The following is a 26,011-nucleotide window of genomic DNA, read 5'->3' on the forward strand; positions in this document are numbered from 1 at the left end:
GCCAATTCTTCAGCACTACCCGTTAAGATTGACTTTTCCCCCGGTCCACACCGTACGTGAGACTTTCACCTCATACGGCGCTCCATCTACTTATCAGCTTGTGCGAATTTTCTTCCTGAACCGTTCCAGTTTCTTAAGTTCCTTATTATTCAAGATGCTGCTCATATCTACTGCGGTGTGTATAGCCTTGTGGATTTCCTTATGAACACAAGCCAAGTTTGGCAGTTTGTTAACTTCTTCTAGTGGAAGATTAGGGTCAATGTGGTGAACATGCAGGTTATGCTTCCCGAGAGGGACTCCTGTAATTCTACATTTACCTTTATCTCTGTTGAACGCGTATGCTCTGTTCATAAAATATTCAAAGTTGTATCGTGGCGAAGTAACAAGTTCTTTCCTAATTTTCTCAAGAAGGGATAAGCTTGTTATTTCATCATGCCTGATACCGATTTCCCTAGTTCCTTTTCTTTTTTCGATTAATGCTCGACCGAAAGGAGAATAGGGGGTTTCGTCTTGAACTTTTTGTTTGAACAGGTTTTCATTCATTTTTGCTAGATTGAGAAGCATTATGCCGACAAATCCAACTTCGGTTTCGATAGCCAAAGTTTTCTGTGTCCGTTCGGGATATTTGACCGCAAGGTTGACACATTTATTGGTAGATTGTAAGACTCCTCCACGTTTGGCAAGAATGTTATAAGTTTTTATTCTTAATTTATAACCTTCTTTATCCATAATGGAAGTATCTGTTGCATATGAATAATAATTTACTAGACCTCTAACCTTTGAGTTGTAGGCTAATATTAGCTGTGCGTTACTCAGTTTGTCATGATTTAACTTTTTATTAAGAGAGGTGAGTTCAGCTCTGAGTTCCTTTACTTTGCTCTTAATCTTCTTATCGGAAGGGGTAACATGACTGATGTATCTAGTCTTTTTATCTTTCTTCCTTTTACCTTTTATTCCTTTTAGAACTACCTTGTATTTAAATCCTAGAAATTCAATTGGACTCGTTCTGATGTTGGTGATTTTCGTCTTTTCTTCAGAGAGTTCTAGTTTAAGTTCCTTCTGGAGAAAATTTTTAATAACAGTTTTCCATTTATGCGCGTTGGATTTGTTATTTGTGACCAAAATCCAGTCATCAGCATATCTGATTAGATAGCCTGGTTTGAGTTTAGAAGATTTTAGAGCTCGTAATTTATGGTCGTGTTTTGAATATTTGTGTTTAGTGGTGAACTCTTCAAATTGCTTAGCAACCCATTTGTCAAAGTAATGCAGATATACATTAGCTAGGAGGGGGCTTAAAATGCCTCCTTGTGGGGTTCCAATGTCATTTCTGACAATATTTTTGAAGATACCAGCTTTGAGAAATTCAGTTATTAAGCATAATATTCGTCTATCTCTGATACCCATATTCCATAATTTCTTTATTAGGATTCTATGGTTTACTTTGTCAAAGAACTGACGAATGTCACCCTCCACGATCCAGTGGTACCCAGTACGGTGAACAAGGACTTTGATTCTTTCCAGAGCATGATAAGTAGTTCTTTCAGGTCTAAACCCGAAACTATATTTAAAGAATTGTGCCTCTAATATAGGTTCCAGAACTTGTTTCATCATTTGCTGGATTATTCGGTCCTCTAATGTAGGAATACCCAGAGGTCGTTGTCCGCCGTTAGCCCTTGGAATAAACACACGTTTTATGGTATGTGCCTTGAAATTCTTAATTCTATCGTGGATTAACTCAATGAGTTTTTCCTCGGATAGTTTTAAGTAGTCGCGTATTGTTTTTCCGTCGACTCCTGGTGTCATAGAGCCCCTATTGCTCTTCAGTGAATGTATCGCTGTGACAATATTGGGTTTTGACATCATTATTTCAAGGAGAGATGTGTGTTTTACCTTGATATTGTTTTCCAGTTGCTCTCTTGTTCTTGAGTGCAGCTTGTCTAATGTGCATCTTAATTCTGATTCTGATTCAAGAGTGTATTCTAGTTTTCGCACCATATTGCATCACCTCTTAATGAGATTTTGCTCTAAGGTTTAGTCGGTTACTGTTACACATTCCTAGAATAATTCCGCTTTTGCTTGATTGTAGACTCGGGCCCTTCCCTTCGGTTACATTACATAACCCTCATCAGTACTATGACCCTGCTGCCATTGGTGTAAAGGAATTTCAGTATTGTTTCAATACCTTATATCCACGAACCGGTAATTAACCACCGTATTGCGTTCTCACCAACTTCAACTGTTCCGCATGTTCTAGCCTTGCATATAACCTTAGGATTCACCTTTATGCCGTCAGTTACTAATGAATTAATCGTAATGTGGTTCATTAGATGAATAGGGGATAGTCCCTATCCGTAGATTTGATATATTTGATTATCATTTCCACAACTGAAAAGGTAGGGGTTTACCTCCTCCATATTTCTATGGAACGGATAGTATCGACATGTACATTCGGTGATTCGTCAGAATCTGTGATTCATTCTATCCATAGATATTTTATGGCATCCCGATTACTTCTCTTACCATGTTCCCACAGGAATTTAGGCTCGATTTTCACCGACTTCAACGGGCTTATAACAATAATAGGGTTATCTATTATTGCTATCCGTAGGATTAGACCTTTTCAAGAATTTACGATATTCTTGCAAGACTCACTTCCAAGTCTTGTTAGTCAAACATGCAGTTGGAACATTGTTGTTCCCTCGCTTTTATATAGTGTGTTTCCACAACTTTTTGTGCGAGAACAGTTCACACCAAATATCTTCCAATGCCCCACTGAACTGCAGCTCTTTTCATTGCACTTGAAAGGCCACCTTTCAATGATTCAAACTGAGTTTGCTCTGCTCCATCTGATTTTTTTATCCATTCGCCATCTACATAACATGAGATTGTACAAAGGACTCCTTGCATAAAATCAGAAAAATCATTTTGCCATCCAGCCGGTCCGAATACTTCATCTAATCGATTTTGAATTGCTCGATTTGTGACATAAGCTAAGACAAAGGCATATTTTTTACCATTGCTTTGACCACTTCGACTGACACGCCATTCGATATCCTTTGAAGGAAAAGGCGCTTGCAGCTTTTGCATAACTTCCTCCATGCTACAATCTTTCTTCACAACAACAGCCCCTTAAAGTTTCTTAGAACTTTTCCACCACTTATTTTTTGCTCCATTAATGCAAAAAAACCTCTGAGTTTGATAGTTACAAATAAGCACAAAATGCTTACTTGAATTCCATCAACCCAAAGGTTGTAAGTTTAATAGAGTATCCGCTAACCAAATTATGGCTGCCAAAAAATAAAAAAATAAAAAAAGTTCCTGAAAAAATTATACAATTTTATAATTTAATTAACAATAATAAACTTCCAGGATTGTGCTATTGTGGTGTTTTTACCCTTTAAAATGCTTCCCGATGTGCTATAATATTTCTATAATTTAATTTACTTAAAGCGATGACCGCTCAAACAGCCTTTTGTTAAAGGTGTGTTTAGCGGTCTTTTTTATTTTGAATCTATAAAGAGGGGAGAACAGTAAAATAAATGCTAACAGTTGATACATTTAATGAAATTGAAATAGAAGATGACGTAGAACGATTGTTAATTCTCCGAAAACGAATGGCCTTATCCCAATATCAGTTTGCAAAGGGGATGGGAATTAGTACAAGTTATCTTGGACAGATTGAAAGGGGCGAGGTACCATTCTCTCCCCAACTTAGAGTTCGGATTAACGATTATCTGAAGCGGGAGAAAGAGATTCATGAAAAAGATATATTTAGCAGTTTCTGATAAAGAAGATGGAGAAATCAGAAGTACAATTAAAGGATTGCTTCCCTTTGTAGATGTACATAAGCTATCTTCCAAGGAGGAAGTTTTAGAGGCAATAAGCAACCCATTTTTAGCATGTATCACTCTAAGTGACTTTCTGGATCAACATATTTTAGAATCCATTAAATTAGAGGGTCAACTCATTGTAATCGACTATGATAAAAGTATAAACGTTACAAATAAAAACATAGTTCTATGCAGAAGTACAAATGATACAAGAATGGCCATCTATGATTCACCTATTGGCCACTTAGGAATAGATAGAACAGTAATGGAACCATCCAATGATAAGCCGATAAAGAAAGAAATTGCTAATGAAACAGCTGAAAATGACGTTAAGAAGAGTGATAATCAGGAAAAAGCCATAGACAAATCACCTCCAGAATTCTCGAAGGAAAAGGATAATACAAACTCTAAAATTCCTCCAAAAGAAAACGATCTAGAAAAAAACTCAGAAAAGATCAATAGTAAATCCCTAAGTAAAACGCCAAGTCCGGAATCTAAAAAGGCAGCACCTAATCAAGAACATGACAACTCATCAGCTTCACAAAAAAAGAGGAAGAAAATATACATTTCTTCACCTACAAAGGCTCATGATTTCGGTAGAAAATTAAATGGTGTAAATCTCAGTACAGAAAAGACTGTGGGTATTTGGGCACCTTTAACAGCAGGGGCCACAACCTTCATTGTGGATTATGCCATATTCCTTCAGCAACATGGTGTTCCTATATCAGTTGTGGAGATCCCAAAAGAGAATCCTCACTTGTTTAAGATCTTACACCGGTTTGGTTCAAAGCCAGACAATTGGATTTCACTAACGGAAAACCTTTACTCCAATGACAATGGCAATAATAACTCTTTATGGATTTATAAAGGCGTCAAATGGTTCCCGGTAGGCTTAAATGATTTTGATATTGATCGAAACCAGGATCTAATTTTAGATTTTTTTATTTCAGTTAAAGAAAATGCTTATGTATTAGTGGATTTGCCTACCGGAAAGATGGATGATTCCACTTTAAATACACTTCCATACCTCGACGAAATTTGGGTAATTGCTGATGACCAGTTTGACCGAACTAAAGAATGGAAAAATTTCATACACAATACACTCATTAAGGAGTATAAAAAGCCAGTTAAATTGATTCATAGCCGCACTGGTACTCATAGCCGGCCAAAGGACGTAGCAGAATTATTAGACTTGGAGCTCATCACAGCTTTACCTTCCATGTTTGACAGGGTAATGGCAAATAACCATGAGAGAAAACCATTGATTGCTGACATAATTGCAGCTCAAAAGCTCATACCGCCATTTATTAAAATAGCTAGAGGGTTTGTGGGGAAAGAATTTGATAAAATATACCGACCAACCTTCTGGATGAAAATAAAAAGAAAGTTATTAGATGCTGTTGATTGATTCTTCATGTAGGTGCTAAACTGATAGTAATCTATTTTCTTTTATTATTTCTTGGCTATCTTTTATGAGATAAGCGGTAATTTATCAATTTAGCGGTCTTTGGATCGAAGCAAGAGCTTTCTTTTTGATGCTCTCTCTTCTTTCCATTGGCCGCTTTTTTTATTCAATGGAGGTGGAAAAAAATGAATTTAAAGGAAATTAAAAAAGTCTTAATGACTGGAAAAGGAAAAATTTTAATAGGGACACACACTAAGAAAAGGCTTAAAAAGCGAGGGTACTCTAAAGGAGACATTGTTTCAGCTTTATTTAATGGAGATATCGTTGAAAGACAAGGGGCATCTAAGGTTGTAATAGCCGGGAGAGATATGGATGATAACCCGATTGTTGTGGTCATCGCTAAACATTCGCATTTTATTTTTAAGCTTGTAACAGTCATGCCGCCAATTGATCATTTCCGATTTAAGGATTGTGTGTAAAGAGCTTAAGAACTATAAGAAAGGTTGTTACGAATTATGAAATTAATGAGGCAAACTAGAGTCAAAGATTGGTATGAATACTATCGAACCCCATGTGTAATTTGTGGTAAGACAGGTGGTTGTATGGCTCACGTTGATGGTTCAGCGGTAGCTTGTATCCGAACTGAAAGTGACACTTATTTTTCAAAAAATTCGGCTTTACCTAGCTACCTTCACCTACTTAAAGGGGATAATAAGCGAAAGATTAACAAAGAGGAAATCGAAGAAATTCATGTAGGACATCCCAAGCAAAAAGATAAAGTCCTTAATACTGTTTATAGTGCATTAATAGAATGCTTAGAACTTGATGATGTACATTACAAACACTTAACTTCTCCTTCAAGACAGCTAGCTGATAAGCAAGTTATGCTAAGGCAATACCGCAGCTTTCCTGATAAGCCTTGGGAGGTAGCGAGATTGTTGAAAGAAGGTTTGGAAATTAAACATTTTAAAGGAATCCCTGGTTTTTATCTACAAGAAGAAAAGTACTGGACTATTGCCGGCAGCAAGGGCATTTTGATACCTTTTCGAAATCACTATAATGAAATTGTCGGTTTCCAGTACCGAATAGATAATCCTCAAAATGTGGTTGAAGTAAAAGTTAATCGCCCTGGTCTTAAAGCCCGGATTATAGAGCAACCAGATCTTGTGCAGGTCTCTTTTGATGGTGAAATCATCTTAGAGGAAGAGATTAAATCTAACAAAACATGGACAACCATTGTACATGAAAATGGCGTTAAAGGATGGGTTCGAGTAGTAAAAGGAAACCGTTATTTCTGGCTTAGTTCAGCAAAGAAACCAGAAGGAACAGGTTCAGGTAATCCAGCCCCCATTCATGTTGCAGTACCTACTTCTAAGTTAAAGGAATGGAAAGAAGGGGTTAGTCTAAAAGCAAGAACTGTATGGTTATCTGAAGGTCCTTTAAAATGCGACATAGCATCAGATTGTATTGGGAAACTATATGATCCATTAGAAATTGATGATATAGGTGATATCTTCTTAGCACTTCCGGGAGCAGGAGCATGGCGTCTAGCCCTTCCTGTATTAAAGGAAATGGGTGTGGAACAAGTAAATATTTGCTTTGATGCTGATGCCGTTTCCAATGTATATGTAAAGAAACACTTGATGGAATGTGCGAAAGGTCTAAAAGAAGAAGGCTATAGAGCAAACCTTGTTTTATGGAATGAAGATGAAGCTAAGGGGATTGATGACTTATTTATCAAAAACCGCTTACCACATATAAAAAAATTATTTTAAAAAATATTATTTAAGCTATAAAAAAGTCCTTTGAGTTGAGTTCTCAAGGGACTTTTCCTTTTTACATCAAAAACTGAACAAACAAAATTAAATGTTATTGGCAACTTTCCATCCCTTTCGTTGTTTGGCAGCTGATAAGATATTTGAACATTTAAAAGTCCTAAGTTGCTGCTTCCCAACATCCAATGTAAGAACAACTTCGCTAGTATAACTCCTTACAACCACTGCCCTATGTGTGAGTTTCCCTGCATCATTCATATAAATTAGATCAATCGGTATTTTATTTTCCCTTGAGAAATTAAACAAGCATTTCATGTATTATCAGCTCCTTTTTACATAATAATAAGGGAACTAATGTTCGTTTTCAAGTTGATTTAAGAACAAATGTTTGTATAATTATTGATATAAGGAGATGAGAATAGATGATCCGTGACAGAGGAAAAATTTAAACAATACTATAATATAGGGGAGGATAAATCGTTTTTAACGATATACTTCCCCTTCTTTTTTTACGTTGTAAATTCATTATCAATATTTAATTCTATGTAGATCTTATAGTAATTAATGATTAATCAAACGGAGGAACAAGATGGTTGTAGTAAGAGAGGTTGTTATACCTTCAGGGGAGAAAAGGTGGATAGTGTTAACTAATCAAATTGAGCCAGTCATTCCAATAATGAAATATATAAAGTACCTTGATAGTCTAGGAAAGGCTCCTAATACACTCAAATCCTATTGTTATCATTTAAAGCTTTACTGGGAGTTCCTACTTAGCCACGATAAGAGCTTTAAAGAAGTTGATCTAAATTTATTAGCAAATTTCATAGGTTGGTTGAGGATGCCGCAACAAAAAGGGAAAGTTAAATACCTTTATGGAGAAAAAGCAAAAAGAAGTGAGCAATCTATAAATATAATTGTTAACTGTGTTATCAATTTCTATGATTATTTAATGAGATTAGATGGCTTCGAGAAAGACCTTAAAACTAAAGTAATGAAAGAAATAAAGGTAAGTAAACGCTCTTATAAATCTTTCCTTAATCACATTTCAGATAAGCAGTTACAAACAATGAACGTATTAAAAGTTAAAGAACCTAGAAGAAAAATTAAAACTGTTACTGAGGAACAGTCAACACAGATTCAAAAAGCGTGTAAGAATATTAGGGACCAACTAATTATTAGAATAATGTATGAAGGGGGGTTAAGAGCAAGCGAAGTAATAAATTTATGGATAGAAGATTTTAATATTAATGATCACAGTATTCTTGTTAGAAAATCTAAAACGGTAGCTGGAGAAAACCGTAAAGTTTATGTTTCTACAGAGACGATGAATATTTTTCAAGATTATATTATTGATTATCATGCGGATGAGGTAGATACAAATTTTGTGTTTTTTAACTTATCAGGGAAAAATAAAGGAAAACCAATACAATATTGGACAATTCAATCCTTAATAAGAAGAATAGGGAAAAAGACTGGTATTGATTTTTCAGCACATATGCTTCGTCATACATGTGCAACTAACTTACATAAGCATAGAATGGATGCTTCATCAATTCAAAAGTTTTTAGGACATGCTCATGTTCAGACAACTATGCAAATGTATGTTCATCCTTCTGATGAGACTATTCGAAAACATTGGGAAATTGCAATGAAGAAACAAACAGGAGGCTTATATGACAACTAATTTAGTAACATTACTAAATTCTAATAAGAACATAGATCCTAAATTAACGGACTATTGGGCGGCTGACATATGGGAAGTGAAAGATTTCCCATATCCGAATAAACTTGGACGCCGTGTGGGTAAAGCAAAATTTGATTTTACGGTAATTCAAAATTCAAACATTAGGCACCAAATAAAATATTATTCGTTTTATGGTTTGTCTCATGAGTATTGGCTACTTTCCTCTTACAGCTATGGTACATACAATTATTTACTTTGGATTTGGAAGTTCATCTCCTCATACCGTAAAAATATCCAGTCGATAACAGAAATGCCGTATCAAGAATCCTTTCAAAAATATAAACAATTTCTAATTGAGAACAACAAACCTTTAAAAGGAAGTAACAGAAATAGTATTTCGAGATATATAAGTGTTTATAATGAGTTTTATAAATTTTGGACAGATTTTTATGATGATCGACCAGAATATAAAAAAGATTGTTGGAATGTTGAAAGGCTAGGCATTGAATTCAATATGTCCAGAAGAGATAAGAATATAAATTTCGGGAATATACCTTCTGTATTTCGTGAACTGGTCAAGAGGTATATGTATCAAACCCTTCTTGTTCAGCAGTTAATTACCTACTCAACAGCAACAAATATTATGAAAAAAATGTATTTATTTTTTGACTTTATTGTTGAAGAACATCCGACTTGGAGAGATTTACGCAATTTGTCCCGAATAGATATCGAACGGTTTCTCTTGTATGTCAGAAATATTGAGATGGGCGGCAGGAGTTACACAAAAAATCGCAAACCAAGTAATAGACACATTTTAGAATGTATTTCTAATGTTAGAAGATTAATTGAATACATGCAGAGATACGAATGGAAAGAAGCACCCGCAATACCGGTCAAACTATTGATTTTTAAGGAAGATATACCTAAAAGAAAATTTATTCGTTATAGTGATCATATTAAACATGTACCAGATGAAATTTGGGAACAAGTACAACAATATTTACACCTTCTTGAACCGGAAATAGCAAGATTAATTATTATTTTAGAGGCTAGTGGCTTCCGTGTCTCAGATGTATGTCAATTAAATTATGATTGTCTAATACGCAAAAGTGATGGCTGGTGGTTAATAGGTGATCAGCGCAAAGTTAGGCATGAAAAGCATACTGTTCCTATATCTAAGGAAATCGTAACTATTATAAAAATGCAACAAGAGTATGTACTTTCGCGTTCTCAAGGAGACGATAATCCTAATAGGTTCTTGTTTCCTGTGCTATCCGGTAGAAATAAAGGTAAAGCTGTATCACAGAAAATGGTGAGCAATGCCCTTAATCGGTTGGCACTGAAGATGAAAGTATTAGACAAGGATGGCTCTATTTATCATTTTAAAAACCATGCTTTTCGGCACCGTTATGGCGTAACCTTAATAAATAATGGAATGAATATTCTCCACGTACAAAAATTAATGGCACATACAAGCCCTGAGATGACTTTAACATACGCTAGAATACTAGATAATACCCTCCGTAAGGAATGGGAAAAAGTCGAAAATGCAGTTCGTTTAAATCCTTATGGAGAGGTTATACATGCAGATTTAAGTGAACAAGTTGAAGAAAATGGTCTTGAGTTAGAATGGATACGTCATAATATGGATTCCGTAAGACTAGACCATGGTTTTTGTATAAAAAGCCCGAAACTTAATTGTGATTTTTTAGAACAAACATTAGAACCACCTTGTATAAAGAATAATTGTCGAAGCTTTCATGTAGATCAAACGTTTTTAGATTATTACAATAGTCAGATCATAAAAATGGAATCGGATATTGAATTATATAAAAAAAGTGGACGTCATCGCTCTATCGAATTAATAGAGCCAAAAATAAGTAAATACAAGGAGATCCGTGACTTAATATCTGAGGGCACTGAAATCTTAGGACTATCAAAAGAGAGAAGAGAATATATAGGCTCAGAATGTAATAAAGGAGGACCACATGGCTAATATAAATCCAAATACTCAAGGATTAAAAACATATGCGTTACAGAAGAAAATAATTACGAAGGAACGTGTGGATGAAGCCTTAAAAAAAATGTATAAAGAGAACATGAGAATTAACTTTAATTCAGTTTCAAAAGTGGCCAAAGTATCAAAAGCATTTCTTTATAAAGAATTAGAGTATCGCAATAAAATTGAATCATTTCGAAAAGAACAGGAAGGAATTCAGTCTCTAAACCATTATAAGAAAAGTGTATCGGAAACATCGAAAGATGTCATTATTGAGGCATTAAAGAGTAAAATAAGTGAGTTAAACCGAAAAAATCGGGAATTGGAACTAGAAAACAAACAACTAAAAGAAACACGTAAAGTTGAGCTAGGGAATATTTATGACAAGATATAGTAAGGGTATCATTCCAACTCAAAATATCTGATTAAAAAGTCATGAAAAATAAAGTGCGATACATTTTAAACATGACTAATTTGTATCGCCCTTTTATTCAATTAAATTCTATAACGGTATAACACCTTAGCTTCTATTTTTGTTGAAGATTATTGCAAGGCATTATTGAACAAAATCTACCCCCGTTGTTGTTAAAATCCTCCACCATACAGTTCGAACTATCTCCTGGCTTAGCGTTTGGATTCGTTGATATATGAGGATTATTTATGTTTTTCTTACGTCTTCAATCTATAAATAGAGCAAATGTTAAAATCATTATTACCTTTTTTTTAGAGCCGCGAAATAACCTCTGATAAACTGATTACATTCAAATTGTAGACCTATTCTTTCTTATATGATGGGTCTTTAAAGTGTTCCTTAACCTCTATGAGCTGCCCTATAAAAATTTTTTCCTCATTATTTATTAGTGCAGGAAAATTATCCTCAACCTAAAGCCTTGATTCGAGATTTAAACCACTTTTAATTCTTTGAGATCATAGGGAATAATTACCGTTTTCCTCGTTTATCCATTTTTGGGAAGGTTTTATATAGCATATCTCGAAAATTAAAATATGTATTATTTATTTACAAAGGGGGAATGTGAGAACAATTTTTTTACTCCAATAAAGAGCAAGAAAGAAAAAAACAACAAAAAAGGAGAGAAATATGAAAAAGATAATTCAATTATTAAGTGTCTTTGTTTTAACAGTAAGTATATTATTACCCTTTTCTACAAATGCCCAAACTAGGGAAATTCCTCCCCAACCTCCTCAAGAAGTACTCAATGAAGAAACAGGTCAAGAATGTGGATGTGAAAACGATAATAGTGAAAATTCATTAGTGAAAGAATCCATTAAAGTAGAGGATACAACAGTAATCAATAATTTTAAATCTCAGTATAATCAGTGGGAATCTTTAGGAGTAACTTATTATAATACCAATGAGTTTAATTGGAATGAAGTTACACTAACAAAATACGAAAATGGTGACTCTTCATTAGTTGTACCTTCTACCAAACTTGAACAAGGTGGTAATTTAGTATTTCTAATGGCTGGTTATTCAGTGGAAGATGGGGAGATTCTAAACCCAATTTTGATGGAAATTGACCCACAAGAAAATGATGAACGGCCAAGTGTCGAATATAAAACCCTTGATAACGTTGCTGTTGCTGGATTCTTATTTAGTGAGGATGGTGAATATTTAGAAAAGATCGAATACCCTGATAATCAAGTGAATGGCTATTGGAACGATGTTGCAAAGTGTATTAAGAATTCTTGGAGTAAAATCCCAAGTTGGTTAAGGACAGTTTGCTCTTCTGCTTGTTTCAGCGTTGTATTTGGAGGTAATATTTGGGGTGCTGCAGTTTGTGCCGGATGTTTAGGTGGGCATGTAATGCATTGCATGATGAGTAATGCGTAATAATAGCATCAGTAAACAAAAACTAGTTGTGCATGGGTTAATATTCCTTATAGCCACTATTTTAGCTGTTATATATTATCCCTCTGGAGTCTCGACAATTTGTATAATAGCGGCTTGTTCATCTGTATTCTTTCTAGGTAAACCAGCCTTCTCAGGGAAAAATAAAAAAGATGTTGATTAAAATATAATAAAGGAATAAATCAACAAAATTTAAACCCATCATCTGAGATGGGTTTCTTTTAATACTCAAAACCTTATTGAATAGCAAGATTGAAAAAAGGATAAAATTATAATACAATAAAAAGAACATATGTTCGATAATTTAGCAAAGGATTCATTTGTAGAGAAAAGAGGGGACAAAATGATCCGCGATAGAGGTACTAAAAAGTGGGTTTCACTAATGTTACCTGAACATGTAAAGATGTTGAGGGAATATAACGCAAATTATAATAAGATTCCAAAACCGTCTCTTGATGAACAGAAATATGAACAGTTTAATGAAATCGTATCTGAGGCTATGGAAATGAATAATACCTTGGAATTTGCTTATTATTTTCAAGGGGATATCAGACAATATATTGGCAATATTCACTATTTCGATGTATTAAAAAATGAGTTAAGAATTATTGATCAACGGGCTGAAAAGCACTTTTTAAAATTAGAAAATATCATGGGCATATCAAACTACTATGAATAATATTCTAAAAAAATTGAGCAAAAGTAAGAGTTGGACTAAATGGTAAGGATTATCTATATAAACATATCTTTAATGAATGAATGTTTGAAATTAAAAAGATTTATCGAAAAAAGTCTTGATAACAGAATAAAATGGCAGCCAGCTCATTTTATGCCAGAGCATAGGGCCATGCTTAATCGAATAACAATCGACGACAAAAAGCAAAAAAAGCCTCAGTTGGATGAACATGAATTTGAGGAAATAGGTTATATTGTCATGGAATCCTTAAAGTGTACCATCCCAATTAAAGTGACGATTTGGAAAGACGGGTTTTTTATGTTTAGAACCGGAATCGTAGATAAAGTGGATATGCTAATGAAATATTTACTCTTAGAATCTAATGGTGAGTTATTAAGGATATCTATTCACGAAATTACGGCTGTTGAGAGGATATAAAAATGACCAGGATTCCAGAAAAAGACCGGGATATTTTAGAGCAAGCTATGTATCTCCCGATGCTCCTTACCATTCTCGAAAGGGATCGAATATTATTTGATAAAGGTTCCTTCAAACTTAAACAACCATACTTGGAACTTATTGATGAGACGATAAAGGCCGTTCAATATGATCTAAAAATAACTAAAGATGCAATGAGGAAAGGTCAAATGAAGGTTGAAGAAATCACCCGGGATGAGGCTTTCACGATGTTTTTATTTATTTACAAAGGCTATGAGGAAAAACATAATTATTTTAATCCAAGAATTCGAAATAGGGTCCAGGAACTAATGGAGTTTTACCTGTATAAGCGATTTAAATAGTAAAAGCCCTTAAGAAGGGCTTTACTAAATTTAGAACCAGTTATTTAACTGTTTTTCACTGCATCTTTCAGTGCTTTACCTGGAGAAAATGCTGGTACTTTACTCGCAGCAATTTCAATTTCTTCACCAGTTTGCGGATTACGCCCTTTACGAGCGGCTCTTTCACGAACCTCAAAGTTACCAAAACCTAAAAATTGGGCTTTTTTCCCTTCTTTTAATACATTAGTAACTGCTTCAAATACTGCATCAACAGCTTTTGAAGCATCCTTTTTGGAAAGCTCACTACGTTCAGCAACTGCATTTACAAGTTCTGTTTTATTCATTTTGGTCACCTCTAGAAAAATTTGGAATCATCAATTTATTGTTGCACTATAAGTAATAGCATATAAGCTTGTTTATATTCAAGAAAAATAATCTCTTCATATTTTACTACTTTACCAGCTTGAGTTTAAAATCTGCTAAAATCACTTCACTTTTACTTTCGTCACAGCTTTAGATTTTTTTGCTGCCTTCCCTAATTCCTTCAGCAATGTTTTTTTATCCTTTTTAGAAGCCATATATTCCCCACCTGCCCTCTTATTTCGTTCGTTAATTTTTAGTTTGTCCAAATTAATAAATTCTAAACGTACTATACTCTCCACTAGATGAATAGATTAACAATATAACTATTTAACATTTTGACACTGGGATAAAAGAGGAGAGAGGGGCTCTTTTAGAAGAGGGGGGAGTATATTGAAAGCAATCAATCCAATTTTTGATAACAAAAATAAAAACAAGCTATCCGTAACTCATACACCCAATGTTCGGAAAAAGCCTGTAACGAAGGCTGAGGGCAGAAAAGAAAGATGCGATAAAAAGAAAGATGTGAAGATACCATTCAATGACGAAGAGAGGGTATTAATTAAAAGGCTTGCTAAAATGCGTGGCCTGGAACCGACTCCTTATTGCACTTTGTTAATCAAGAAGGCGCTCAAGGAAGAGCATCATTTTCCTCCCTGTTATTACAATCCAAAAGGGAAACCTTATCCTGCAAAACTTGAAGTTCATTACCATGATCAGCTTTTTGATTATAAAGTTAAATGGGATTGTAGTCTAAAAGAGGCTGCCTACAGGATTATAAGTTTCATGCTAACCATTGAAAGAAGGTTATTGTTATGAATAAAACCAGATATGGTCAATATGAAATATATGAAGAAGAACTTGACGATTTATCTTATCAACCAAGTGGATTGATTGATAAGTTAATTTTTAATCTGGGTAGAAGCTTATATAAATCTCAAGAACTTCAATACTCTTTTTCTGTGCCTGCATCTGAATACTTAAGGGGAGAACTATTTTGCAATGATGTATCTGAAGCCATGGAGTGTAAATTCACGCAAAGAGATCTAATAAGTTTACTCCTTGACGATTTTTTGTATCAAGCAAAACAACGAAACAATCCATATGATCTTTATCATGAATTAGATATAAGGAGTGAACACTCGTTAAAGGTGAATAGCTATGAAGGTGGGAATAAAACATATAACCGTAATACATCTAAAGGAAAAGAGCGTATATTTGAATGTACCATCAGAAGAAAAGAAGCCTTACGACTGGAAGTAATTTTAAGTGATATAGCAGAATTAGGGGAAAACAAATCATTTACAGTTAACCAGGTGCTAAGAATTCTTTATAGCGACTTTATACAGAAATATAGAACTGGAAATTTAACCAACGTAATAGAAAATATTGTTGCTCGTTATAGAAACTTATAATCCTTATTAAAGTTGGTACCATAATTTAGGATTTCACGGAGCAATAGGCCCTTCAAAAAACAGGAATAAAGGCTTGACCATATCCAATATTTACATTATTATGATGATATATAAATTAAACCAACGGGAAAGCCCCGAAGAACTAAGAGCAGATACTTTTTGTATCTGCAGCTCTTAGCTTCTTCGGGGCTTTTTTTGTTCCTCGAAGGAGGTGGAACCATGAAAAAGTCTATGAAAAAATTATTTCCATTTATAGCGTTAACTGCAGTATTTGCCTTTTCTTTACTTCTTTTCTCTCCAGAGGAAGCCGCAGCAGCTTGGAAAAAATCCGGTATTACCCCTCAGGGAAATTTGCAAAACAGTAAAATTTACACCGATCTTGCTAACATTGTTTACTTTATTACAGCTGTAGGTGGATTCTGGGTTATTGGATGCCTATTATTCGCGGGTATGAGACTCTCAGCTGCTCAGGGCGGAAATCCACAGGCCCGAACGCAGGGCTTTATTGGAATCTTAATGGCTGGACTTGGAATTTTCATTATTGTTAAAGCAACGACTATTGCTGGTTGGTTTGCAGGATTCGGATCCTAATTAGAAATTCAAATAGAAAAACTCATACCCCTCTAAATTATTAGAGGGGTAGATTTTTAAAGAAGGTGCTCATTTGAGAAAAGAAACTGTTCCAATTGATATGTCCTCTGAACAAAAAACAATACTAGGCTTTATCTCTATAAGGCAACTTATCTACCTCATCATTGGCGGGGCCATTTTATATACATATATCCCCATAGTCTTTAACATATTCCCGCATTTTATCGTCGGTGGGATAGCTGCTCTTATTTCAGCAATTCCCACACTGGTTTTTATTTTCATATTTGGTTTTTGGAAAAAAACAAAACTTCATCTAAATTTTGACCACTATTTTCTAATTAAGCTTAATTACGGAAAACAGATAGGCATTTGGCGGAAAGGAAGCCGTTCTAAAAATTGGAAGGTGACTAATAAATGATTGAACTTATCGTAATGGCAATCTTCGGGGTTGTTGCTTATGTATTTTACAAAATGATGTTGAAGGAGCCCATTCTCCCTTGGAAAGAAAAAAAAGTTTATGAATCAGATACCCCATCAAATAAAAAGAAACAAAAAAAGAAAAAGCATGAGGTTTCAATCGAAGAAGAGCCAAAGCTTTTTCAAGAGTTATTTGATGAAGTAAAGGACATATCAAACCATATGATTAGGTTTAATGATAATTCCTTCACCATGATAGCTGAAGTTGAGCCGGTCAATTACTTCCTTAAGAGCCAAGATGAACAGGAAGCGATCGATATGGTTTTTGAAAGTTGGTTAGCTGCCATTAATTACCCTGTACAGTTTTACCTACAAAATCGTTTTATAGATATTTCTGAACCGGTCCAGCAAATGAAAGAGAGCATGAGAAATTCAGAAGACCTTAATGAAGCAGCATTAAGTTTTGGCCAATCAATGATTGATGACTTACAAAATTGGCAATCACAAACACCACGTTATGAGACTAAGAGATATCTCATATTTACTCATAAAATCAACGCAAAGGACATTTCAGCTGATTCAGCTGAAGAATTAGAAGAAAAACTTGTTGAGAAATCATTTGCTGAATTAATGAGGAGATTGAATGCCGCTAAATCTCAATTAAGGAGAGCGGAAATGAATGTTTCTCTTCTTCCTACAGAAGGGATTTATGAATTGCTTTATCACACTTTTAATCGTCGAAAAGCAGTAAAAAATCGTTTCAAAGATTTAGTAGAAACAGAAAAAAATGCATTGTACGTAACAGCTGAGCAGACTGATGAACATATTGAAGCGGTTAAGGAGGCTATTGAAGAAAATGAATTTAACCAAGAAGAACAGCGAAAAGAAGATCGAACAGAAGAAAGCCAAGCAAGTTAAAGAAAGTAAGGTTAAAAAGAAAAAACAGTCCGGTAAGGATGAAGCGATCTCAGATCATCAAATGGTGACTAAGCCTACAATGTGGGACATTATTTCCCCTGAAGGCTTAAAAATTAATAGTGAAGATTTTGGAATAATAAAGCAATCTCTAGGAACCAAAACATATTTCCGTCCAATTTATATTCCAAGAGACGGCTATCCCAGAAAAATGCAGACTAATTGGCTCTACAATCTTTCTTCAAGTGGAGAAGTAGACGTTCTAATTGATGTACATAAAGTAGGAAAATCAGATGCCATTAGAACCTTACAGCGGCAAATTACAATGCTCCAGTCGAACTTAACCTTTCAGACTAAAAGAGGAAACATTGATCAAATTAATGATTTGGAATCTAAAATTCGAGACACAGACTTACTTATGAGCGAAATACAGTTCTCCGAGAATGACATGTATAACGTTAGTTCGTTAGGGGTTTTATATGGCCAAAGCGAGAAGGAACTAAATAGGTACAGTGAAGCCATCGAGGATGAAATGAGCAGTCAATTCTTCTCTTTAGTCTCGACCTGGGGCAGAGTCAAAAAAGGTTTTAAAAGTGTTATTCCTTTTGGGAAAAATGAGATTCCGGATTCATTTCGTAATATTGACCGCCGTGCTTTATCTACCTTCGCTCCCTTCATTAGTGGCAGCGGTAAATACATGGGAGGTATTCCATTAGGAATAAATAAAATTACTGGCCAATTAGAGTTTATCAATAGTTTTGGGAATGAAGAGTACCGTCCACAAAACTATAACATGTTTGTAGTTGGTATATCTGGTTCAGGTAAATCAGTAACTCTTAAGCTCTTAATTGCTCGGGAATTAACTGGTGCAAATATCTATAGCAGATTAATAGACCCAGAAGGTGAATTTGTTCGAATCACCAGACGATTAGGTGGTATCAATTTAAACATTAGTGAAGAAGAAGATATTTGCATTAATCCTCTCGCTATTAACTTTACTGACGTCCCAATGGATGAGCAAGATGAAGAGTTAGATTTATTAGAAGATACTGATGAACGAGAAGTTATTGAAAAAGAGGGGAAGAAATTTATTCGGTTTGTACCTCTTAGAGAAAAAATGAATGACATTCTGGACTTTTTCGATATTATTTGCCGCGGTAAGAATTCGGAAGATCGAGGCCTTGATGTTTTTGAGAGAAACTATTTAGAAGAAGCAGTTCAATACATCTTTAATGAAAAGTTAAAGCTTACATCTCATCCGGATTCCTTATTCAGCAACGAGGTAGTTCAAGTTGACAACCAATTGATCCAATCAAAAGTAAGGAAACCGGAACCGACTATATCTGATGTGTTCGAATACTTAAAAGATCATTATGAGGAAGAGCCAAAAGCTCTAAGATTAATAGCCGCCATTCGCCCCTTCTTAAGGGATGGCTCAAAGCCTATCTTCGATGGACAAACATATCTTGGCAAGGGAGTTACCCAATCATTGCAAGATGCAAGGCTGGTTAATTTTAATATTAGCCAAATGGAGGAAGGCTTTTTACGCCCAATTGCTTATCATGTAATCCTGAATTATTTATGGGAGCATTTTGTGAAAAATCTAGATAACGCAACAAAAAAGAAATTTGTTTACGCCGATGAAGCTTGGACATTAATCGATTCTGAGCAAACAGTCAGTTTCCTTGAAAAAATGGCACGAAGAGCCCGTAAACGAAACACAGGTCTTCGATTGGCAAGTCAGGACTTTGTACGCTTTGTTACTAATAACAAAGCTAGAGGGATTCTACAAAATACACATGCTTATCTATTCCTTCAGCAAAACAAAATTGATTTGAAAGTTATTAAGGAAAACTTTGACCTTAGCGCTGGTGAAATAAATATCTTATTCGGGAATCCGGATAAAGGTGAAGGAATTCTTCGGATGGGAAAAAGCTCCGTGTGGTTACAAACAAATCCTAGTGAGGAAGAATTATTCTTCATTGAATCTAACCAAGCAGTTTATGAAGAACAAATGAAGCGAAAACAACTCATGGAACAGCGTTAGAAGGGGGTGGTGGTCCTTGCAAGATAAAATTATGGATATATTTGAGTCCCTATTTGAGAAGATGCTCGAATGGATATTGGGTCCCTTTAAGGATCTAGACACTCTTAAGGGGCTCATTTATGACACAGGAAAAGAAGAATACTATTATGGTGTTTTTAATGAGGATCAATTTGGTGTTATAGCTCAAGGTATGGCTGTTATGCAGTCCTTATCTGTAGGGTTCATTTTAGTTTCTATTATATTAGCGGGTATGAGAATATCCTCTTCCGGTATAAATCCTTCTAACAGGACCTATACATTTGAATATTTTAAAGACTTTATTCTTGTAGCTATATTGTTTTTTAACTTGAGCACAATTTTCGAAATTATGTACTCCGTAAATGAAATGTTTGTTTCGACATTCTCAAGTGCAAAAGAAGTCATGGATGGAGATATTGCGAAACAGGCTACTACATTTCTAAAGCAAGGTGTTCTAGGGGGATTAATAATAGGATTGGTACTTCTTGGACTTTCAATATGGGCAAACTTCTATTATATGATGCGTACCCTTACACTAATGATTTTAACCATAATGTCGCCTTTGGCAGTGGCTCTTTACCTTATTCCGCAAACGAAAGGTATTACCGCTGGATTGTTTAAAGAATATGCAGGAACTGTATTTGTTCAATCCGTTCATGCCGGGGTATATTGGGTAATTGCAGCAATTGCTGGTGCGAATCCTGGTATCGGAAGTATCTTACTTTACATCATCTTTATTCCTGTTACGGAATCAATCAGATCTCTTTTAGGTTTAGGAGGACAGATGAATGACCGGTTAAGTAAAACGGCAGCCATGATGGGTGGTTCTGCACTAATGGGTGTTGCTGGTGCAGTTAAAGGGGCCTTAAGTGGACAATCTGTCGCTCAATCATTAAGAAGTGCTGCTGGCCAGGTAGCTAAAAATGCTAAAGGCGGAAAAGATGGTACTGAAGAAGACGGTGCAAAAGGTCTCCTTGCAGGAGCTGGAACAGACATAGGTTCTACCTCAAGAGCAGAAAGAATGCTAAAAGCTGGAGAAATTTTTTCAAAAGGCGGTAAAGCTGTCTTTGGAGCCGCCGGAGCTATTGCTGGTTCACCGATGGGTCCTGTCGGTTCAATTGCTGGCTCAACTTTAGGTTTTAGTGCTGGTGGTGCAATCGGTGGAGTAGCGGGAAGAGCGGGTATGGCTGGTGCAGAATTATTGGCAGACAGAGCTAAAGCTGGTTTTAAGGCGGGGAAAAACAAGTTTGATGGTTTAAAAAATGCTGAAGCTCATGCAGATGAAAAATTAGCTAATACCCTTGCTGATAAAGAAACCTCTCAATGGGCTGGTGAAAATAAAGATGCATTTCTAAAAGATATTAAAGAGCGTTTCCCTGATGCCACTGATCGCGAAATCAATCAAATGTGGGATAAACAAGTTGCGTCTAAGCAAAGTGATTTTCTCGAAAAAGCAAGGTCAACAGTAAAAGGACTTAAAGCACAAAATGGGAAACTTGCAAAAGCTTCAGACTTAGTAGATTCCACCGTAAATAACCTGACTAATGATTGGGCAAGAAACAATGAAGATACCTTTAAACAAAATTATGATGCCGCTCATCCGTTGCCAGCAAATGCTACGGAAGCTGAAAAGAATAAACATAATCAGAATAAAAATGAAGCCTGGAATCAGAAGATAGCTGAAAAGAGAAATGCCATAAATGGTGTAGTCTTGGCTGCAGCTTCTAAACTCGGATTTGGCAAGTTAGATGGCCAATCTTTCATTAATAAGGATGACTTTATTAGTGAGGTTGGCAATCAAGTCGGTAGCGTTCTTGGCATGAATGGGAAACAAGAAAGTTTAGGTGCCGTTAAGGATGCAATCAATAGCGTTAACTTAAATCGTGCAAAAGCTACAGATTTGATAAATACTTCTGTTGGTGGCCTAACAAAAGAATGGGCCAGTAAAAATAAAGAAGCATTTATGAGAAATTATGATAATGAAAACCCCTTACCAACGAATGCTTCTACAGAAGAAAAAACAATGCATCAACAATCTAAAGAAGCTGCCTGGAATCAAGCACTTGGTCAAAAGCAAAATGCTATTAAAAATGCTGCCATTTCGGTTGCCTCCAAACTAGGGAATGGATCTCCAGTTGATTCATCCTCTATTAATAAAGAAGAGTTTGTAAATCAGCTTGGAAATAAAGTAAGTTCCATTACCGGTTTTAATAATCCTGAAAGTATTCAAGCAGTCAAAGCTGCGACTAATGGAGTTAAAGTGGGACAAGCTCAGGGTTCTGAATTAATCGGTGCAACTGTAAGCAATTTGACAAGCAAGTGGGCTAAAAATAATCGTGAATCCTTTATGAAGAACTATGATATGTCCAACCCATTGCCTGCAGATGCAAGTTCAGATACTATACAAACCCATAACCAAAATCGGGAAGTTGCTTGGCAAAATGCGGTTGCTGGTAAAAGAAACACAATTAGTCAGATTGCTAGTAAGGCCGCTTCTAAATTAGGATATATCCCTTCTAGTACCAATTCTTACATTAATAAGGACGACTTTGTTAATGAGGTTGGAAATGAAGTAGGCGCGGTAATTGGAGCGGGTCAAAGCGCTAGCCTCCTCGCTGTTCGTGGAGCTACAAGTTCCGTAAAGAACGCTTCACTGTATTCAGGGAAGTCGGTAAATACACCATTCTTACGTAATCAATTAGCTTCAATGCAAACAAACAAGCAAAGGGACGCTTTTGTTGAACAGCATATTAGTAGCAACCCTGGGGCCACCAGACAAGAGGCTGTTCAAGAATGGAACACATCACATGCACCATCTCAATTTCAAAAGAACTTAAACGCGTTAGCCAATCCTGTAAGCGGACTCCCTAGGCATATACCTTTAGACCATCGGTTAATCGGAGGAGGTAGTTTCGTTAGAGGAGCATCTGCTTTAGGTGCAGGTGTTGCTAGTGGAGTCCTTGAAAGTGCGGGTATTATTTCTGGTCCGAAAGCGGTTAGCAAATTTGTTGGTGATTCCAAATTGGGCACTCTTGTTAGGTCTTTACCTGTTGAAACAAGAACAGCATGGGAAAATAGAGATCCAATTCAAAATCCAGTAACAGCAGCTGTTGATTCTGTTGGATTAGGAATTAAACAGTCGTGGGATGCTGGAAGGAACCACATCGCTCAAAATGTATTAGAAAAACAATCAGGCTTCAGAAATGCTGTTGCTTATACCACAGGCATGATTGGTGGTGTAAAGGGTTATAAAGCCGGAGCGAATTATGCAGCTGGAGGAACACAAGTAACTAAAGCATTTGGCTTAAAAGGATGGAATCCATATAACAACGCTGTTAATCAAAAATCTCCGGATGTTGCTGAAATATCTGAGATAGAACAAATTGCTCAAACTATAATTGGGGATGATGGCCAAAAAACACTTGCATCTGGAGCAGTTCGAATGGTTACTACTAAGGGTCAAACAGTCCTTCAAGTAAGAACGAAATCGGGACAGCTTCAAACAGTTTCTCGTATTGGCTCGGGTGATTCTTCTTTAAAAAAGGGAGACACCCTTTATCAAGATTTATCAATTCAAGATGGCCAACTCACTCCAACTTCTAATGTCTACCAAGAAGACAGTGGAGGAGGGAGGGTTAATTTAAACCGCACAATAAATGTTAACCCTAATAAACTGGTAGCTAATAGGAACACACCTAAAACTCCAAGGGTTGTAAAAGAAGTACAAAGCTATAACCAATTGGTAGATAGCGGACAGTATTATTTAAAGAATGCAATGAGTGAAATGTCCAACATTGAAATGATTGTTGACAGAAATCGAAGCTACCTTCAAGGAGTAAAGAATGGACAAACCTACCGCATTTCTCCTTATGGACCGGGTGATACAAGAATTAGCCCAGATGAAACTCAAAAGATCACCTGTGAGATGAGAAATAATAAGCTGATTCCAAATAATACTGATGGTTATACTACTTCATTAAAACCAGAGGATTTAGTCGCTTATCGTCCAGCTAACAAACGAAATATGATGAGAAAACAGAATGACAAGTTCAGAAATAAAGCATTTGTGGAAGGCTTGAGGTGATCGCATGCTGCCTTCACCTCAAGAAAAAGAACGTGATCCATCCGTATTAAGAAAATATGCTGAACATAAGGCCAAACAGCAGGGCAGGAAAGTAGCTAAAAAGCTAGCTAAAAAAGGAGCTAAATTTGCAGTTAAATTAGCTAAATTCGCGGCAAAAAAGTTTGTCTTGCTACTTGGAAAAGTACTAGCTTGGCTAGTTGGAGCTGTTGGCCTCCCTGTTATAGGGATAGCTTTAGCGGTAATTGTTGCTCTTATTGTTATCTCATTAGCCTGGAGCTTCATGTTCGGTACAGGCGATGGACTAGAGGGTGAAGATAAGAAGATTCATGAATATATCGTGCAACAGGCAAATGGCACAGTAAATATGAATAGTTCACTTGAAAGACCCTATCGCGTACCCGAAAAACTAATAGCTGCCACTATTCAATTAGATGCTTTCCAAAAAAATGATGATATTAAAAGCGTCATTAAAAAAATGGCCAATGCTCTTGCTCCTACATTTGATTACGGTCAATATGATGAATGGAAAGAAAAACAGGTCACGGTATGTGAAGATGGAAAATGTAATGCTGGACCTGTAAAAAGAACCTCTAATATGGTTACAAAATTAAACCATGTAGAGTATTGGAATGGAACAACAACTTTTACGTACACACCTAAAGTCACTCCTTGGAAAACTAGTGAGAAGATCACATACCGGGAAGAAAAATATAAAGAAAAAGTAAAAGAAACATACACCGTTACTGTAGTGGAGTACTATATCGAATATGAGACACGGCCCTATACAGTTACCGAATACGTTCCTTACGAAGAGAAAATTGCTGTTGTAAAACTTGATGAAAACGGTAGAAGGTACGTAGAGTATATAACTGTTACAAAGTATAAAAAGGTAACTAAAACAAAGTATAAAAAAGTTCCTGTCAAAAAAGCTAAATCAAGGGAAGAAGAAAGGGTTAGAGAAGTAGAAGTCGAGAAAGTTCGAAAAATAGAAGTAAAAACAATTACTAAAACACGTCAACAATATTTCGAGTCCTCTAAATCTACTATTACTGATTATGCTACTTTTGATAGCATCCTCAATTCTTATGGGCTTGGTCTAACCGATAAAAGTATAGTAGAAGCAAACTATATGTTTATGGGAGGAACTATTGCTTATACAGATTGGCTTCAAACGATGGGAACCGGAGGTAGCTTCGGTGGTTCCCCTGGCTTTGACGGAACTATAATACCTGGTGCAGGTGTACCTCCACAATACATGCCTTTCTATCGATCTGCGGAAAAGAAGTATGGTGTTGATTGGTATGTATTAGCAGCTGTACATTTTGTTGAAACTGGATTCAGTTCACATAAAACTATGGTTTCATCTGTTGGCGCTGTTGGACACATGCAGTTCATGCCCGCAACATGGGTTGGCTGGAAGTACAATATCGGCGGAGGACTGGTTTCGTCAAGTCTAGATATCACCAGTCCAGCAGTCATTGCTGCTGGAAATGGATACGGAAGAGATGCCCAAAATGACGGCAAAGCAGACCCTTGGGACATGGAAGATGCCATTCATACCGCAGCATATTACCTATCAAAAAATGGATATGCAAAAGATGCAAGAAAAGCCATTTGGCAATACAATCACGCAGATTGGTATGTTAATAAGGTACTATCAAACGCAGAGAAATTTAAGACTGCAGCAACCTATGAAGGTGGTGGAAATACTCCTCCATTAAAGCCAGGTAGCTTTATGAGGCCAGCTATTGGTCCTGTGTCTTCTCCTTTTGGAGCAAGATGGGGAACGGTACATTATGGAACTGATATCGCTTCTGGGGGTAAATCCAAAGTTCCTATCGTTGCTTCTGCAGATGGGACAGTTAGCCGATCATATTTTTCTTCATCTTATGGAAACGTTGTTTTTATTAAGCACAACATTAATGGGCAAGCTTATGAAACAGTTTATGCTCATATGACCAATAGAGCAGTGAGTCAAGGTGCAAAAGTCAAGCAAGGGCAATTTTTAGGCTATATGGGAACGACCGGGAATTCAACTGGAGTACACTTACACTTTGAAGTGCACAAAAACCAGTGGACACCCAATAAAGGGAATGCGATGAATCCGGCATTAGTTGTTCAATTTTAATAAATGAGGGGGATTCCC

At 36.0% G+C, this 26,011-nt stretch carries 23 protein-coding genes; 19 read left to right on the forward strand and 4 right to left on the reverse strand.

What is annotated here, in order from left to right; translation table 11 throughout:
* Positions 1-93: 93 nt before the first annotated feature.
* The gene (ltrA, locus tag M3205_RS04675; protein WP_159870484.1) at positions 94-1,995 is read right to left on the reverse strand and encodes a group II intron reverse transcriptase/maturase; all 1,902 of its coding nucleotides are present in this window, start codon (positions 1,993-1,995) and stop codon (positions 94-96) included.
* Between the two features lie 750 nt (positions 1,996-2,745).
* Complete coding sequence (locus M3205_RS04680) at positions 2,746-3,099, reverse strand: Rad52/Rad22 family DNA repair protein (RefSeq protein WP_251168864.1); 354 nt, start codon at positions 3,097-3,099, stop codon at positions 2,746-2,748.
* A gap of 440 nt (positions 3,100-3,539) precedes the next feature.
* Here M3205_RS04680 and M3205_RS04685 point away from each other — a divergent pair, with 440 nt between their 5' ends.
* The 4 genes from M3205_RS04685 to M3205_RS04700 all read left to right on the forward strand — a co-directional run bounded on the left by M3205_RS04685 (position 3,540) and on the right by M3205_RS04700 (position 7,010).
* Positions 3,540-3,785: a helix-turn-helix domain-containing protein gene (locus M3205_RS04685; protein ID WP_009336117.1), complete on the forward strand. Its 246-nt coding sequence runs from the start codon at positions 3,540-3,542 to the stop codon at positions 3,783-3,785.
* Entirely contained in the window at positions 3,757-5,238 is a 1,482-nt protein-coding gene (locus tag M3205_RS04690) for a hypothetical protein (RefSeq protein WP_251168865.1), read from the forward strand. The genes M3205_RS04685 and M3205_RS04690 overlap by 29 nt, the downstream gene beginning before the upstream one ends.
* Before the next feature lie 182 nt (positions 5,239-5,420).
* Complete coding sequence (locus M3205_RS04695) at positions 5,421-5,714, forward strand: DUF4258 domain-containing protein (RefSeq protein WP_019379646.1); 294 nt, start codon at positions 5,421-5,423, stop codon at positions 5,712-5,714.
* A gap of 123 nt (positions 5,715-5,837) precedes the next feature.
* A complete protein-coding gene (locus M3205_RS04700) occupies positions 5,838-7,010 on the forward strand; it encodes a DUF3854 domain-containing protein (RefSeq protein ID WP_251168866.1) in 1,173 nt (390 codons plus the stop codon).
* Between the two features lie 87 nt (positions 7,011-7,097).
* On the opposite strand, the gene M3205_RS04705 is transcribed toward M3205_RS04700, so the two are convergent.
* A complete protein-coding gene (locus tag M3205_RS04705) occupies positions 7,098-7,325 on the reverse strand; it encodes a hypothetical protein (RefSeq protein WP_019380479.1) in 228 nt (75 codons plus the stop codon).
* Between the two features lie 274 nt (positions 7,326-7,599).
* On the opposite strand from M3205_RS04705, the gene M3205_RS04710 reads away from it, so the two are divergent.
* From M3205_RS04710 to M3205_RS04740, 7 genes are all read left to right on the forward strand, one after another.
* The gene (locus tag M3205_RS04710; protein ID WP_251168867.1) at positions 7,600-8,694 is read left to right on the forward strand and encodes a tyrosine-type recombinase/integrase; all 1,095 of its coding nucleotides are present in this window, start codon (positions 7,600-7,602) and stop codon (positions 8,692-8,694) included.
* Positions 8,684-10,690, forward strand: coding sequence for a tyrosine-type recombinase/integrase (locus tag M3205_RS04715; RefSeq protein WP_159870499.1), 2,007 nt, complete (start codon positions 8,684-8,686; stop codon positions 10,688-10,690). The genes M3205_RS04710 and M3205_RS04715 overlap by 11 nt, the downstream gene beginning before the upstream one ends.
* Positions 10,683-11,087 carry a DUF6262 family protein gene (locus tag M3205_RS04720; RefSeq protein WP_236566336.1) on the forward strand — a complete coding sequence of 135 codons (405 nt, stop codon included), beginning with the start codon at positions 10,683-10,685 and terminating at the stop codon, positions 11,085-11,087. The genes M3205_RS04715 and M3205_RS04720 overlap by 8 nt, the downstream gene beginning before the upstream one ends.
* Positions 11,088-11,792: 705 nt before the next feature.
* Positions 11,793-12,545, forward strand: coding sequence for a hypothetical protein (locus M3205_RS04725; RefSeq protein ID WP_159870502.1), 753 nt, complete (start codon positions 11,793-11,795; stop codon positions 12,543-12,545).
* A gap of 361 nt (positions 12,546-12,906) precedes the next feature.
* Positions 12,907-13,242 (forward strand): YolD-like family protein, encoded by a 336-nt coding sequence (locus M3205_RS04730; RefSeq protein ID WP_159870505.1) that lies wholly within the window; start codon positions 12,907-12,909, stop codon positions 13,240-13,242.
* A gap of 150 nt (positions 13,243-13,392) precedes the next feature.
* A complete protein-coding gene (locus M3205_RS04735) occupies positions 13,393-13,677 on the forward strand; it encodes a YolD-like family protein (RefSeq protein WP_251168868.1) in 285 nt (94 codons plus the stop codon).
* A 2-nt stretch (positions 13,678-13,679) separates the two neighbouring features.
* The gene (locus M3205_RS04740) at positions 13,680-14,039 is read left to right on the forward strand and encodes a hypothetical protein (RefSeq protein ID WP_251168869.1); all 360 of its coding nucleotides are present in this window, start codon (positions 13,680-13,682) and stop codon (positions 14,037-14,039) included.
* Between the two features lie 44 nt (positions 14,040-14,083).
* Here M3205_RS04740 and M3205_RS04745 read toward each other — a convergent pair whose 3' ends face one another.
* Positions 14,084-14,362: an HU family DNA-binding protein gene (locus M3205_RS04745; protein ID WP_009336125.1), complete on the reverse strand. Its 279-nt coding sequence runs from the start codon at positions 14,360-14,362 to the stop codon at positions 14,084-14,086.
* Positions 14,363-14,771: 409 nt separating this feature from the next.
* On the opposite strand from M3205_RS04745, the gene M3205_RS04750 reads away from it, so the two are divergent.
* The 8 genes from M3205_RS04750 (at position 14,772) to M3205_RS04785 (ending at position 25,993) form a co-directional block, all read left to right on the forward strand.
* Positions 14,772-15,197, forward strand: a complete 426-nt coding sequence (locus M3205_RS04750; protein ID WP_019380475.1) for a hypothetical protein — start codon at positions 14,772-14,774, stop codon at positions 15,195-15,197.
* The gene (locus M3205_RS04755; RefSeq protein WP_009336127.1) at positions 15,194-15,793 is read left to right on the forward strand and encodes a hypothetical protein; all 600 of its coding nucleotides are present in this window, start codon (positions 15,194-15,196) and stop codon (positions 15,791-15,793) included. The genes M3205_RS04750 and M3205_RS04755 overlap by 4 nt, the downstream gene beginning before the upstream one ends.
* A gap of 231 nt (positions 15,794-16,024) precedes the next feature.
* Positions 16,025-16,384 (forward strand): pilin, encoded by a 360-nt coding sequence (locus M3205_RS04760; RefSeq protein WP_251168870.1) that lies wholly within the window; start codon positions 16,025-16,027, stop codon positions 16,382-16,384.
* Positions 16,385-16,457: 73 nt separating this feature from the next.
* Positions 16,458-16,802: a PrgI family mobile element protein gene (locus M3205_RS04765; RefSeq protein ID WP_019380452.1), complete on the forward strand. Its 345-nt coding sequence runs from the start codon at positions 16,458-16,460 to the stop codon at positions 16,800-16,802.
* Positions 16,799-17,719, forward strand: a complete 921-nt coding sequence (locus tag M3205_RS04770) for a hypothetical protein (RefSeq protein WP_019380453.1) — start codon at positions 16,799-16,801, stop codon at positions 17,717-17,719. The genes M3205_RS04765 and M3205_RS04770 overlap by 4 nt, the downstream gene beginning before the upstream one ends.
* Complete coding sequence (locus tag M3205_RS04775) at positions 17,658-19,763, forward strand: VirB4 family type IV secretion system protein (protein WP_009336130.1); 2,106 nt, start codon at positions 17,658-17,660, stop codon at positions 19,761-19,763. Before M3205_RS04770 ends, M3205_RS04775 begins: the two co-directional genes overlap by 62 nt.
* A 16-nt stretch (positions 19,764-19,779) precedes the next feature.
* On the forward strand, positions 19,780-23,865 hold the full coding sequence (locus tag M3205_RS04780; protein WP_251168871.1) for a conjugal transfer protein TraG N-terminal domain-containing protein: 4,086 nt from the start codon (positions 19,780-19,782) through the stop codon (positions 23,863-23,865).
* Between the two features lie 4 nt (positions 23,866-23,869).
* On the forward strand, positions 23,870-25,993 hold the full coding sequence (locus tag M3205_RS04785; protein WP_251168872.1) for a peptidoglycan DD-metalloendopeptidase family protein: 2,124 nt from the start codon (positions 23,870-23,872) through the stop codon (positions 25,991-25,993).
* The last annotated feature ends 18 nt before the right edge of the window (positions 25,994-26,011 follow it).

The organism is Cytobacillus firmus, from assembly GCF_023715565.1.
GTDB lineage: Bacteria > Bacillota > Bacilli > Bacillales > Cytobacillaceae > Cytobacillus > Cytobacillus firmus_C.

What these genes read in the sequence shown, in the direction of transcription:
- ltrA (WP_159870484.1), bottom strand. Translation starts at nt 1,995, where the DNA reads ATGGTGCGAAAACTAGAATACACTCTTGAATCAGAATCAGAATTAAGA.
- M3205_RS04680 (WP_251168864.1), bottom strand. Translation starts at nt 3,099, where the DNA reads ATGGAGGAAGTTATGCAAAAGCTGCAAGCGCCTTTTCCTTCAAAGGAT.
- M3205_RS04685 (WP_009336117.1), top strand. Translation starts at nt 3,540, where the DNA reads ATGCTAACAGTTGATACATTTAATGAAATTGAAATAGAAGATGACGTA.
- M3205_RS04690 (WP_251168865.1), top strand. Translation starts at nt 3,757, where the DNA reads ATGAAAAAGATATATTTAGCAGTTTCTGATAAAGAAGATGGAGAAATC.
- M3205_RS04695 (WP_019379646.1), top strand. Translation starts at nt 5,421, where the DNA reads ATGAATTTAAAGGAAATTAAAAAAGTCTTAATGACTGGAAAAGGAAAA.
- M3205_RS04700 (WP_251168866.1), top strand. Translation starts at nt 5,838, where the DNA reads ATGGCTCACGTTGATGGTTCAGCGGTAGCTTGTATCCGAACTGAAAGT.
- M3205_RS04705 (WP_019380479.1), bottom strand. Translation starts at nt 7,325, where the DNA reads ATGAAATGCTTGTTTAATTTCTCAAGGGAAAATAAAATACCGATTGAT.
- M3205_RS04710 (WP_251168867.1), top strand. Translation starts at nt 7,600, where the DNA reads ATGGTTGTAGTAAGAGAGGTTGTTATACCTTCAGGGGAGAAAAGGTGG.
- M3205_RS04715 (WP_159870499.1), top strand. Translation starts at nt 8,684, where the DNA reads ATGACAACTAATTTAGTAACATTACTAAATTCTAATAAGAACATAGAT.
- M3205_RS04720 (WP_236566336.1), top strand. Translation starts at nt 10,683, where the DNA reads ATGGCTAATATAAATCCAAATACTCAAGGATTAAAAACATATGCGTTA.
- M3205_RS04725 (WP_159870502.1), top strand. Translation starts at nt 11,793, where the DNA reads ATGAAAAAGATAATTCAATTATTAAGTGTCTTTGTTTTAACAGTAAGT.
- M3205_RS04730 (WP_159870505.1), top strand. Translation starts at nt 12,907, where the DNA reads ATGATCCGCGATAGAGGTACTAAAAAGTGGGTTTCACTAATGTTACCT.
- M3205_RS04735 (WP_251168868.1), top strand. Translation starts at nt 13,393, where the DNA reads ATGCCAGAGCATAGGGCCATGCTTAATCGAATAACAATCGACGACAAA.
- M3205_RS04740 (WP_251168869.1), top strand. Translation starts at nt 13,680, where the DNA reads ATGACCAGGATTCCAGAAAAAGACCGGGATATTTTAGAGCAAGCTATG.
- M3205_RS04745 (WP_009336125.1), bottom strand. Translation starts at nt 14,362, where the DNA reads ATGAATAAAACAGAACTTGTAAATGCAGTTGCTGAACGTAGTGAGCTT.
- M3205_RS04755 (WP_009336127.1), top strand. Translation starts at nt 15,194, where the DNA reads ATGAATAAAACCAGATATGGTCAATATGAAATATATGAAGAAGAACTT.
- M3205_RS04760 (WP_251168870.1), top strand. Translation starts at nt 16,025, where the DNA reads ATGAAAAAATTATTTCCATTTATAGCGTTAACTGCAGTATTTGCCTTT.
- M3205_RS04770 (WP_019380453.1), top strand. Translation starts at nt 16,799, where the DNA reads ATGATTGAACTTATCGTAATGGCAATCTTCGGGGTTGTTGCTTATGTA.
- M3205_RS04775 (WP_009336130.1), top strand. Translation starts at nt 17,658, where the DNA reads ATGAATTTAACCAAGAAGAACAGCGAAAAGAAGATCGAACAGAAGAAA.
- M3205_RS04785 (WP_251168872.1), top strand. Translation starts at nt 23,870, where the DNA reads ATGCTGCCTTCACCTCAAGAAAAAGAACGTGATCCATCCGTATTAAGA.